The sequence below is a fragment of the Plebeiibacterium sediminum genome (genome assembly GCF_026013605.1).
Classification (GTDB): domain Bacteria; phylum Bacteroidota; class Bacteroidia; order Bacteroidales; family Marinilabiliaceae; genus Saccharicrinis; species Saccharicrinis sediminus.
Genome location: NZ_JAPDPJ010000021.1, coordinates 24,514 through 37,618, shown reverse-complemented (window position 1 = coordinate 37,618; position 13,105 = coordinate 24,514). Strand labels below are relative to the sequence as shown.

Annotated in this window: 7 protein-coding genes; 1 reads left to right on the top strand and 6 read right to left on the bottom strand. The window is 32.7% G+C overall.

From position 1 onward, the window contains the following. Positions 1-60: 60 nt before the first annotated feature. Positions 61-2,256, top strand: coding sequence for a T9SS type A sorting domain-containing protein (locus tag OM075_RS10625; protein ID WP_301190489.1), 2,196 nt, complete (start codon positions 61-63; stop codon positions 2,254-2,256). On the opposite strand, the gene OM075_RS10620 is transcribed toward OM075_RS10625, so the two are convergent. The 6 genes from OM075_RS10620 to OM075_RS10595 all read right to left on the bottom strand — a co-directional run bounded on the left by OM075_RS10620 (position 2,246) and on the right by OM075_RS10595 (position 13,100). Continuing rightward, a complete protein-coding gene (locus OM075_RS10620; protein ID WP_301190488.1) occupies positions 2,246-3,241 on the bottom strand; it encodes a DUF4465 domain-containing protein in 996 nt (331 codons plus the stop codon). The two genes, OM075_RS10625 and OM075_RS10620, sit on opposite strands and share 11 nt — an antisense overlap. A gap of 8 nt (positions 3,242-3,249) precedes the next feature. Further along, complete coding sequence (locus OM075_RS10615; protein WP_301190487.1) at positions 3,250-4,668, bottom strand: TlpA family protein disulfide reductase; 1,419 nt, start codon at positions 4,666-4,668, stop codon at positions 3,250-3,252. Beyond that, positions 4,665-5,570, bottom strand: coding sequence for a glycosyltransferase family 2 protein (locus OM075_RS10610; protein ID WP_301190486.1), 906 nt, complete (start codon positions 5,568-5,570; stop codon positions 4,665-4,667). The genes OM075_RS10615 and OM075_RS10610 overlap by 4 nt, the downstream gene beginning before the upstream one ends. A gap of 17 nt (positions 5,571-5,587) precedes the next feature. Beyond that, a complete protein-coding gene (locus OM075_RS10605) occupies positions 5,588-7,366 on the bottom strand; it encodes an aminopeptidase P family protein (RefSeq protein ID WP_301190485.1) in 1,779 nt (592 codons plus the stop codon). A gap of 15 nt (positions 7,367-7,381) precedes the next feature. Continuing rightward, positions 7,382-8,440, bottom strand: coding sequence for a hypothetical protein (locus tag OM075_RS10600; RefSeq protein WP_301190484.1), 1,059 nt, complete (start codon positions 8,438-8,440; stop codon positions 7,382-7,384). 124 nt (positions 8,441-8,564) lie between these two features. Beyond that, entirely contained in the window at positions 8,565-13,100 is a 4,536-nt protein-coding gene (locus OM075_RS10595; protein WP_301190483.1) for a hypothetical protein, read from the bottom strand. Positions 13,101-13,105: the final 5 nt, after the last annotated feature.

Sequence of the window (13,105 nt, the reverse complement as noted above, 5' to 3'; positions counted from 1 at the left end):
AAACTTTTTTTTATATATCTCGTCTAAATATCTAAATACTAATTGTCGTAATTTGTTTAAATGCAAATCAAGTTAAAATATTTATCATGCTTTTGGGGATTGTTGTTTCTGTGGGTTATATCCTCAGTAAATGTTTCTGCTCAGAAAAGCATAACGGACTTTAAACTTCATAATAGCATTTTGGAGGATGAAGGTATTGAGTTAAAAGTGCTCCAGTATAAAAGTACAAAAAGTGAATCTTCTTTTCAGAAAGGAAGAGCATTGGAATTTGCACATCAGTTTACTGTAAATTATACACCTCAAAATTGTGGAAATTGGTTTACATTAAAAGATGGGACTAAAATATGGAAGTTAAGAATAAGTTCACCTGGAGCATATTCAATAAACCTAATTTTCGATAGATATGTACTTCCTGAGGGTGCAAAACTTCTGATATATAATGTCGATCAATCCCAAGTCCTTGGAGCTTTTACATCAAAGAATAACAAAAAATCAGGTATACTGGCTACAGCTCCTGTATCAGGAGATGAGATTATTGTCGAGTATCAGGAACCTGCTCAACCTGAGTTTAAAGGTGAGTTATTAATCGGGGCAGTGAACCATGATTATGTAGGTATTTTTAAATATATGGATAGTAAGGCAGGTATATTTGGAGAATCAGGTTATTGCGAAGAAGATGCATCTTGTTATGATCCAACAAACTCTATTGATGTTAGAAGATCTGTTGTAGGATTAATAAATAATGGTAGTTTATATTGCACAGGAACCTTTATTAATAATACAAATGAAGATGGAGAGCCATATGTTATTACTGCTGCCCATTGCTTGAATAGTTCTAATCCGGGAAGCGCAGATGCTATTGTGGCCTTTGTAAATTACGAATCACCTTATTGTAGTGAAATAATTGATGGATCCAAGATTCAGACGATATCCGGTGCAGACACTAAAGTTTATGCTGAGGAACTGGATATAGCGCTTTTACTGATGCAGGAAGAGCCTGATGCCAATGCACAACCTTATTTTGCCGGCTGGACGCTTGAAACTCAACCTGCACAACCTTATACATGTATTCATCATCCTCAGGGAGATGTGAAAAAGGTTTCAACATCAATAACAACGATTCAGGCGACATCATTTGTTGAAGGTGGAAATTATCCTTATGCCCAGGAATATGATTTTCACTGGAGAGTACCTGAATGGAATTTAGGAACAACCGAAGGAGGATCTTCCGGGGCGGCTTTATTTGATGCCAATTATAAAATAATAGGAACGCTCACTGGGGGAGAAGGAACTTGTTCCTGGCCTAGAAATGATTATTTTACCCGTTTTTATAAGGGGTGGGATCAAAATCCTTTAGATAGTTGTCATTTTTCAACATGGCTGGATCCATTAAACACTGGAGTTCAAAGTTTGGATGGATTTGATCCGTATGAAGAACAATCATATAAACGTATTTCTAATGTTGAAGTAGGGGAACTACCGGCTATCAATAAATCCACTGAATTTGGGTATGAAAGCGGACATAATATTTATGGTATTACAAGGTATGCTGAAAAGTTTACAGGAATAAAATCAGCGAATCTAAATGGCGTATATATAATGCCCGGACAAAGCCCTTTTGGAGCAGATCAGACTATAAATTTATTAGTGTGGGAGGGGAGTGTTTATCCAGAAAATGTACTTTACAAAGAGGAAAATATCAATATAGGCCAATTAAGAGCTAACCGAGAAATATTTTGGAAGTTTTCTAATCCTGTATCAACCAATGGAACATTCTATGTTGGATATGAGATTGACTATTCTGGTTCGCCAATAGATAGTTTTGCCGTTTATCATACTCAGGATGGTTCTGTTACAAAAACAAAAAATACCATGATGGTAGAGTATCACAATAATTGGGAAATGGCAAGTGATGTTTATGGTGGAGAGATGCGTTCATTATGGATTGATGTATTGGCAGATATGGTGGTATTAGGAGATACTCAAGTAAATATTCCTTCAGTAAAAGAAATGAAATTATATCCCAACCCTCTTGTATCTACCTCGATTGCTAAGTTAGATACAAAAGGATTGTTTGTTGAAAGTTATTCCGTTATAGATATCAATGGCAGCGTATTGGATAAACAGCGTTTCACAAATAGCACTGTGATTCCAATTAATATTGATTTGAGTGATTTACCTGATGGATTATATATTATTGAAATCAATCATGAAACGGGTACAATCTATAAAAAGATTGTTAAGGCTAGTCAATAACCTTGATATTATCAATGCAAACATAAGCAGGTGTTAACATCTCACCATTGAAAATGTCAGTTGATAAAAAGCTTATTTCAATACGTGATATGTAACCTAATTCTGTCAAATCAACATTGGTCCATTCTCTTATTGTATAATCATCCTTATTGGTTATGGCAGTATGATCAGCTAAATAAAACTCAACAGTTCCTTTAAGAGTTCCAGCAGTGTCATATCCATTGATAATCATTTTAAACCAGTCCGGATCTGTTCCTTCTGTACCGCCAAACTTTTCAATAGACCCTATTCCTTGCTCAATGGCAGTATAGTTATAGTAGGTATTATTTACATACATGCTTTTAAATAAGTGATCCTCACTATCAAGAGTTGTAATAGTACCATGTTTATTTGGATCATTAAGGCCTAAAACAACATAATTTTCAGAGTCATAATCATCCGTTGATCTGTATTCTCCATATAATTGGTATAATACATTAGTATTACTACCTGTTATATCTGAGTATACGAATCCATCAAAAGAAGAAGTTTCTTTAGGATCTCCATTCACTTCAAAACTTAAAAGTCCAGAAGAAAATTGAGTTGTACCAACTGTTCCAACAGAAAATGTATCTTTCTCAAGGGTTAAATCTTCAAAATCACTATTATACATGGATTGTGCAAATATTTCTCGGGATACAGTACCTCTTTGGTTTTCAACAATAAATGTATAATTAAATGTATTTAGTTCTTTAGGTATGAGCTTATAGTCTTTATCCGTTGAAATAATTTCATCATCTAATAACCAGGTATAAGATGATCCGTAGTCATAAGTGATTTTAGGAGAAATAACTATCGTATCATTTACTTTTATTTCATAACCACCTTCTGGAATATCTAAATATATTTCAGAAATGGGTAAATCTTTTTCCTCGTTAGCACATGAAAATAATACAGAGCAGATGCTTAAACCAATAAAAACTGTTTTAAATATATTGTTTTGCATAATTGGCTTTATTTCTTTTTTAAATGATATTCAATAAATCCAGGAAGTTGATCTGTACCGATTCTTTTTCCGATAATGTTTTTATTTTCGTCTAAAACAAAAATAACCGGAGTACTATAAATATCATACAAATCTCTAAAATTTGATTGGTTATATGGGTCCCAAACATTAATCCATTCCTCTAATTGGTGTTCCTCAATAAACTCAGTCCATTTATCTTTTTCGTGTTGGGTGAAAACTGCAAATATTTTAACACCCTGATCACCATACTTATCCCATATTTCTTCTTTTATTTTAGGAATCTCTTTTTTACAGTGACCACAATCCGGTTCCCAGAAAACCAATATGGTTAATTTTGCATATACTTCGTTAAGTTTGTAGTATTCGTTATTGGGTGAAAGTAACTTTAAATCTGGAGCTTTATTTCCAATTAAATTAGGTTTAAGTTTTGTTACTCTTTCTTCAAGTTTTGTAAGGAATTCTTCATCTACCCAGTCTGCATATCCAGATAAATAATATCTTTCAGCCAGAGCTACCATAGCAGCATCCATTCCCATCACTTTACTGTCATTTACAGTGTTGAATGTATACTGAATAAGGTATTTTTCCATCTCCTTATTATCACCTGCCATTTCAATTACTCTATTTGCTTCTTTAACAATGCTGTCAGGAATTTGGAAAACAGTCTTTGTAAAAAAAGTTTCTAGTTTATTTGTAAAATATGGAGTACGTAACATTCTGTCATCTTGCATATCAATATTATCAAAATAGTGATCTTTATAATATTCATATCGTTTCCATCGAATTACCGAGTCTGGTAAACTTTTATTTTCATTAAAATCGGGTACATTAATTTCTTTAATACCTCTTATAAAATTAGCCAGGAATGTGCCTTTATATTTGGTTAATATATTATTCCAATAGCCATTAATTTCTTCAGTTAATTCGTTTAGTTGATTCTTCCATATTTCCACAGAATCTTTTTGTGATTGAGCTTTTTCTTTAATATTGTTTTGAAGGGCAACCGCTTTTTGTTGTTGTTTGTTCAGGTATTTTTGGTATTCATTAAAAGCCAGTTCTTGTTTATTTCCTTTTACAGTAAGGTTTAGTATTGGTTCTGTCTTTTGGGTTGAAATGCTAAAATGTTGTTCATCATCAATAAATATATCAAAGTACTTTTGATCTGGCATATAAATGATATAAACACCACCTGGTAATGGTTCTTCTCCAGTAAAACTTCCTTTACCTTCATGGTTAACCATAATGGTGTCATTTACTAACATTTTCTTGTTAAAATAATGTCCCAGTATTAAGGTGGTATCTTTCAATCCATTAATAGTAACATCAATTTTATAACCTTGTCCATTTACCTTAAATAAGGTTAATGAGAAAAATACAGATAGTATGATGATAAACTTTGTATTCATTGTATTATCTTTTTAGAAATATGAGAATAATATCCTAATTTGTATAGATCATAGATTAACATGCTAGGATTAGTGTTTTGAAGTAATCCGGATAAAAAATCCTTACTTCGAAGAAACAAAACACCTGACAGCCCAATAAGTTTTAATTTTTTTAAAATCCTGTAATATCTTAAAATTGTTATCCTGTCATAAAGCAGATGGTTGTCTCCATTTTTTGATTCTATGATTTTTAATGTTTCTAATCTTTGTTCTGTTTTAGTAATAAATTCCATATTACTTTCTAATCCAATATGAACAATAGGATTATCAATATGGAAAATATGGATACCCAGCAGCTCAAGTTTTATGCCAAACATAGTGTCTTCATGGCCAGATCTTTCAATAGTTTCATCAAATTGGATCTTGTTGAAAAGTTCTCTCTTTACTAAAAAGTTATTCGACATAAAACTTTTATTAGGAACTTTGTTTCTATGTGCTGCACTGAAGTCTTCTTTGAATTTGCCAACTTTCCATCTTAGACTTTTATCTAAAGATGGTAGCTGTTTGGGATGTACTCTTCCTCCACAAACAATCATTTTAGAATTGGTAATATGCGGTAAATACTTTTCCAGGTAATCAACAGGAATTTCAGAATCACTATCGATAAATAAAAGACTATTGTATAAAGCATCAACAGCCATTCTGTTTCGAATGGCTGCGCTCCCTATATTTTTTTTAAGTTCTTTGTATCTGATTTGATCAAAACTCTTTAGAGATCTGTTTATTATTTTATAATCATTCTTTGAACCATCATCATATATAAGTATTTCTATATTAATGGATAATTCATCTGCCTGCTTGATTAACTTTTCGGTTAAGCAAGTAACATCAACATTATAAACAGGTATACAAACAGATAGCATCTAATAGTCTTGATTGATTATATCGCTTTTGTTTTTTCTTTTAACCAATTGCTTAACTCTTCGCTTAATAAAGGTGAAATAATATCATATACTTTCTGATGATATTGATTTAGCCAATCAATTTCTTCATGAGTCAAAAGAGACTTTTCAATTGGTTTTAGGTCAATAGGGCAGAGGGTTAAAGTTTCAAAACCTAAAAAGTCTCCAAAAGCAGTTGAAACAGCCTTTTTTGTTAAAATGAGGTTTTCAATTCTAATACCGTATTCTTCTTCTCTATATAAACCTGGCTCATTAGATGTAATCATTCCTTCAGCTAATGCAACACCATTATCATTGGGGCGTATAGCCTGAGGTCCTTCGTGTACATTTAAAAAGCAACCAACTCCGTGGCCTGTTCCATGACCGTAATTTAGACCTTGAGACCACAGTGCTTTGCGTGCCAGAATATCCAGGTGAACACCTCTCGTGCCTACAGGAAATTTTGTAGTATCTAACGCGATATTACCTTTAAGTACCATCGTATAGTCTACTTTTTGTTGTTCAGTTGGTGTACCCAAATGAATGGTTCTTGTAATATCTGTAGTACCTTCATAATACTGGCCACCAGAGTCAACCAGATAAAAATTATCAGAACTTAAAGGGATGCTGCTTTTTTCATCTACGGTATAGTGACAGATGGCGCCGTGTTCAGCAAATGCAGATATTGTAGCAAAAGACTCTCCAACAAAGCTATCTGCTTCTGCTCTGAATTTCTTTAACTCTCTTGCTGCTGATATTTCTGTAACATCTCCTTGTGGAACTTGATTTTCAAGCCAGTGAATGAATTTTACCATTGCAACACCATCTTTTTTCATGGCTTCTCTAAATCCATTTTGTTCGGTGCTGTTCTTAATTCCTTTAAGGTCTTTTACAACGCTTTCAGTTTCAATTTTAATAACTTCTCGTGGAATTAATGAATATATTTTTGCGTTGGTAGTAAAAGGATCAAACATTAAACCAGAGTCAATTGGCATATCTTTAACCCATTTAAAAATATCTGAATACAAATGTATTGAGATATCGTCAATAGCTAATTGTTTTCCAATTGTAGCAGTAATTTTATGGGTGTCGATAAACAAATAAACCGCATCAAGAGAGATGATTAAATATGCATGAAACACCGGATTGTAAGAAACATCGCTACCCCTAAGGTTCAAAGTCCATGCAATTTCGTCAAGCGCTGTAATTATATAGTGAGAGGCATCCTGATTACGCATTTCCTCTCTGATCCTTTCAATCTTCTCAATTCTGCTTAAACCGGCATGTATTGTTTCATGCAGAATAATTGGTTTTTCCGGAATAGGAGGACGTCCTTCCCAGATTTCATCAAGTAATGTTAAATTGGGGTCGATTGAGATACCATAAGTCTTGAACTTCTTTGATAGTTTTCTGGCATCTTCAATTGAAAATACTTCGCCTTCAAAAGCTAAAGTACTTCCCGGATTTAATCTTTCAGCAATCCAGTCTGCATAGTCAGGAGTTCCGGCTTCACCCATTCGAAACAAATCAATCCCATTCCCATCTAATTCTTTTTCTGCCTGGATAAAATATCTGCTGTCCGTCCATAAACCAGCCTCTTCTGCCAAAATAACAACGGTTCCTGCCGAACCTGTAAAACCTGAAATAAACTCTCGTTTTTTCCAATGAGCGGCAGTGTATTCGCTCATGTGAGGGTCACTCCCGGGTATAATATATGCGTCAATTCCCATGCTTAGCATCTTTGAACGCAATAAGAAAATTTTATCAGCTGTGGACATAATACTAACTTTTAATTATTTGAACTCAACGTTCTGGTTGGTGTTAAAAACAATAACTTTTGAATCACTTTGAGGATTATTTCCAATAACCCCATTAAATGATACCTTTTCAATCTCTTTAACCAGTTGGATCTTGTTTAAATAAGGGTGAATTAATTTACCTTTAGAAATTTCTCCGTTAATGGTGTATGAAACCAGCTCATTTAATTTAACTGATGTATGTGTATTATTATTGTTAATGGTTAACTTTTTTAGGTCGTTTGATGAATTATTAATGGTTAAATTTCCATTAGTACATTCAAACAAACTTTCAGTTCCAATTTGTGCTATTTGAATAGTAGAACTGTTACTTCTAAGCTCCGTTTGTGTAGAATTGCCAATTTTTAAGTTGTCAATTTTTGATATACTCTTTAACTTATCTATTTTATTTATTTCAATGATGCTGTAATTTGAGGTTAAATCAATGAGATTGGCGCTTGGAATTTGAATTGTAGAGTTATTAATAACTATTTTACCATAACCAAATTTATTAATAGTACCGTTACAATAGTTTAATTCGATGTTATTGCTAATAGAATCATTGTCTATGGATAGATTCTTAATATTTATTTGGCAGTAATCAAGTTTTGCATCGGTTTTACCTGTTATTTCAGCAATATTAACTTGTCCATTGGAGTTTTTTATTTGTAGTGAGATTTCTTTTGGACAAAAAATGTTGTACATGATTTTATACGGTATTGTCCTGTTAAAATCCTCCGTAAATGTTGTTTTAACCTGAAGTGTTTTGCTGTATGTAACCACTTTAATTCTTATCTCGTCAAGCATTTCTTTAGATAAGTTTGGCTTATCAGATAAGATTTCTAACGAAGTTTCAACACTGATTGAGTCTTTATCCCAATTCAGAATATTGATTTGTGCATGATTACCTCTGATATCAAGATTATTAATATCAGTTGTTTCAAAAATATCTAAACTGTAATCCTTAAAATCAGTAGTTATTTTAGTTTGAGAAAAACTATAGTTACTTAAAAGTGTGATTAAACTGATTACAATTCCAATTTTAAAATTATTCATATTTCTATTTGAGTTGTGTGCATGTAAAAGTAGCTAAAAAGAGTTGTTTCGGAAAATTTTCGAGACTTAACAAAGTAAATGAGTGATTCTAAATTAAATTATTAAAAGAATCACTCATTTTATTTTATTGTTGTTCAGTTTGTTCTTCTTCAGAAACATCTTCCTCTTCAGAATTGTTATCTTCAGAATTTTCATCGACATTTCCTTTTATTAATTTTTGACCGGCAGCACTTACACTTGATTTAATTGGTGCATAACCGAATTTTTTTGAAAAGCGATTTAACTTACTAGCAGGAGCTAATATATATGTAAATGATTTTTCACCTAAGCCACCCTTAACTTTTCGTTTGTCTTCATCTAATGTTTTTACAGCTTCATTATATTCCGGACTTGATGATAATGTTTGCATCATTTCTCCTCTGTGTGAGAAATAGAACCAGGTATCATCATCAAATTTTATAATGATATCAATTATATTTCCACTTCTCTTTTTTACAAGTTCAGTAGTTACATCAACTTTTTTGTTGATCACATAGTTTTTAATGAAGGTTAAATCTGCCTCTCCATCAGCTACATATGCATGTCCCGGACCATCAAAAGTAAAATCTAAATTTCCAAAAGTAAACATTTGGTTTACTTCAGGATTTAGATTTTCAATTTGTTTAGATGCTTTCTTTTTTGCAATAATAGATTTAGCCTCCTTAGTTCCAACCCATTCAGCCATTCTTTTTTGTAAAGTAGCATCACTAAGTTTACTTTCAGGAGCTTTTGACGCTAAAATAGCAGTTACCATCATGTTTGTGATCGATTCATCAAAAAAGAAATCGATACCCATCAGGGTTGTAATGCTTATTTTTTCTTTTTTAGGATCATCTATAATTGTTCCAACATTTTTGTATTTAAACGCTCCTAAATCAATTCCAAAGTCCAATGGTCCTTCTGCTTTGATATCGCATCTGGAGTTTGAATATTGGAAAACAATACCTGTGGTATCCTGATTATTTATTTTATGCATTGGAGCAATTTCAAAAGCATTGTCAGTGCTGTTAAAATGCAGGTATCCATTGGCTGAAATAATCGGAATATCACTGTAATCCTTGCGGGATTGAAGGAAAGAAGAATAAACATGAGCTGAATCTTTAGTTATAAAGAAATCTCTGTATATATTTTCTCTTTCGTAATTAACCGGTTCTTCTCCAATAGGAATTAACACATTTGATGGATCAATCACTGAATTGAAATAAACAAATGTTTGTGGTCCTCCATTACATTGATGAAGCATTTGTGCACCTCCATCAAATGTTAAGTGTGGTTGCTTTGCATTTAAAGTCGATTTTCCTTTAAATGTAAAGTTTTTATCAAAAGTAAACAGTTCCGTTTCAACTATGGTACCTGAAGCAGTTGTACTTTTATTTTCATCTAGTTTTATTTCACTCATTTGTATGGTAAACTTTTTACCATTACCATTTATAAAATCATATTCCCCATATCCGGTATACTCAAACTTACCTGCGATATTTAAATGCGAATTATAAATCGTATGAGAACATGTTGAATCTGATAATAAAATGGTAGCACTATCAATAGGAGCCATCTCTGCATCTTCATAAATTGTAATGCGGCCATCATTTAACTGGATATCAGCATCGGCAACGTTGATATTCTTAACTTCCTCAGCATAAATTACTTTTTTCTCAACATCGTACCTGGCTAAAGGTGCTCTAAAGTCTAGTGAATCCTGACGTCTGTGTGTGGAAACAAATCGGTTACCTTCTGAACCACTTGCACCCATATAAATGTTGTTTATGTCCATATCCCATGAAAATTCACTGATATATGATACATATCTGTTGTCTGTGAAATTAACCAAACTTCCTCCTGATTTTGATACGAAATTACCTTTGCGAGTCTCAAAATCAATATTTGAAATTAAGTTTGTTGTATTAAACGATACATCACCCATATCGCCACTTACAAGATTAAAGTCAGATGAATCTGCTAACATAGTATGGCCGCCAAAAGTCATTGCAGGCGATACAATATTTGCTTTTTCCATATAGAATGTACCTTTACCTGTGGCACCACCTATTCCTACAGTAATAGTACCTTCAAGTGAAGCTTCGTTATTAAACATGGTAAAACTTTCCTCCTGACTCTTTGATTCTAATTTATCCTTATATGGGAGGTATGTTACAGAAGAAAATTTTCCTGAAACATCAGGATATTCAATGCCATCCTCATGCTTGGCAATGGTAAAGTCGTAGGCCTGACCTTTTGTTTCTTCAGGTAGGAACAAAAAGTTTTCAGACTTTGAAGTTGATGCTAAGTATTGCAATGTACCATTACCCCGTAAACCCTTATTACTTAAATCTATATTAGCAATATATTTAGCTCTGTGATCGTAAATATCATAGCCGTCGGGAGGTGTTTCCCTGTTAAACCCAAGAGAAAAATCTTTTTGAACAGTAAGATTTTCATTAAAAGTAGGGAAGATGTTTGAAACAAATGTACCAGTAAAGTCAAAGTTCTTACGAGCTAATTCACTAATACTATCCATTGAAAAAGTATCTAACCTGAAATAAAATTTTTCCCGATCATAAATTCCATTTTGTATTTCAGGTTTATCGTAGTAAACATATGATTCTGAAGTACTGTGAAGAATTGGAAATTCGCTATAGTAATCTTTTCCTGATTTATTATCTGGTTTGTCAATTCGTAAGGTTCCTGAAAGTTTTTCAATAGCATTTTGTACGTATGTTAGCTTGGGGTGACCAAAGTAATCTAATTCACCAGTCTGAACTTGCATTCTCAAGGAGTCAATGTTGGTCATATCGATCTGGAAATCATCGTAATTGAATTTAAAACCAGCTCCGTACAGATTTAACATCCCTGCATTGATTGTTCCGTCAAAAATAAAGTTTCGGTTTCTCTTAAGTAAGATTTTTTCATCTTTAGGAAAGAATACAACATTTTGATTATCGGATATGGAAATAGATTTAACACCATTTATATTTAAATCATAATTAAGTAAATCGATATGGGCGTTTTCAACCCGTCCCGGTGTATTTGAAGCAAAACGAATTACATCATAATCTTTTTTCCCTAATCGGAACAGGAGGTAGTCATCGAGTCTTTGTCTTATTTCAATTTCATCGGTATTTACATTATAACCTATAAATCCGTAAAAAGAAAGTTGTATGATTTGTTGACGAACCTGAGCTTCAGGCAAACCCATCATTTGCGCATAATCATATGCTGTAAATGGTTTCCCTTTAAACATCTTTGAACAGTTTTTAAGTCCTTGTAAAGGATGCATGGCGTCCATCCCTTGTAGTTGGTTATAAAAACTTTCCCTAAAATAACTTAATGATTCAAAGGAACCGTGGTTTTCTGCAGCTCCGGATACCATTTTTAGGTTGATCACATCTTCATCCAGATTCCAGCTTAATAGCTCAATATCCATACTCACGTTATGGAATGTGTTAAAGTATGGACTAATGGCCAAACCTTCGCCATCTCTGATCAAGTGAAGTTCATTAATATCAGCCATCAGTTTAAAAGTAAGACCAGGGTGATATATGTATCCTGTGTCCAGTTGTATTTTAATTTCAGTATCTGTACTTAATATCTGATCTTTACGTAGTGCAAAGTACAGAGATTTTGCAGTAATAAAGAGTGTATCGTGACGAAAAATAGTAATGGTAGCAGGATTTTCATACGTTCCTGCACCAAGAAATTTAGCTCCGTTTTGTGCAAACCCTCCTTCATAATTAATGTTTGGATGAATGTTATTTAAATTAAAACGTTCTTCTGTAGATAAAAACTGAGGGTAGGAGGCTGCTTCCGGAGTGTTAATATTCATAACCTTATGCTTTAATGTCCCGGTTAAAGCATGATCAAAATAGATATAGTTATAAAATTTTACTGTATCTATTTCAAACATGGCATCTTTAAAAGGTATGGTATATTTACCAAAAGTGGCATAAAGTGTATCAGCTGAAAAACCAGCCCTTTCCCAGGTTACTTTTCCTTTATCACCTTGCCATATATTGGTAGTGTAATTAAAAGTTCCTGAAGTATCGAATATTTTAATACTATCATTTTTAGAAAAACAAGTTAAATTTAAATCTGTAAATGAGCCAATTAAGTCTTCGTTATAACTTAATTCCCAGTTGCTGTTACTTGAATTCCATTTTGTAGAAGGAGTAGAATATATGGTATTTTCGCTAAGTAACTGACTAGTTGTATTAAGAAGTTGATTAATTTTTCTTAATGGGTACCTTTTTTTCTTAATCAAATCAGTTATTGCATTATTCCAGGCATTAAAGCTGTTTTCAGAAATATCTGATGAAACAAATTCACGCACAGTAGATAAATAGGTAACATAATCAGGAACTGGTCTGGCTCTTTTTATTGCCAGTTCATTACAGTTATCGATAATGACCAGTTTAAGTTCACTGCTTAAATCAGGATTAGTCCAGAAAACGGTCAACTCTTCAATATATTCTTTTGTATATTTTTTATCCGCGATAGATTTAAACATTTCTTCTATCGTAGGAATAAACTCCTCAGGATTATCACTAAATAACTTCTGAGTATTTTGTGAATATCCTGAAATTAAGAAACTTGTAAAAAAAAATAATAGTAAAAATATTCTCATAGGTT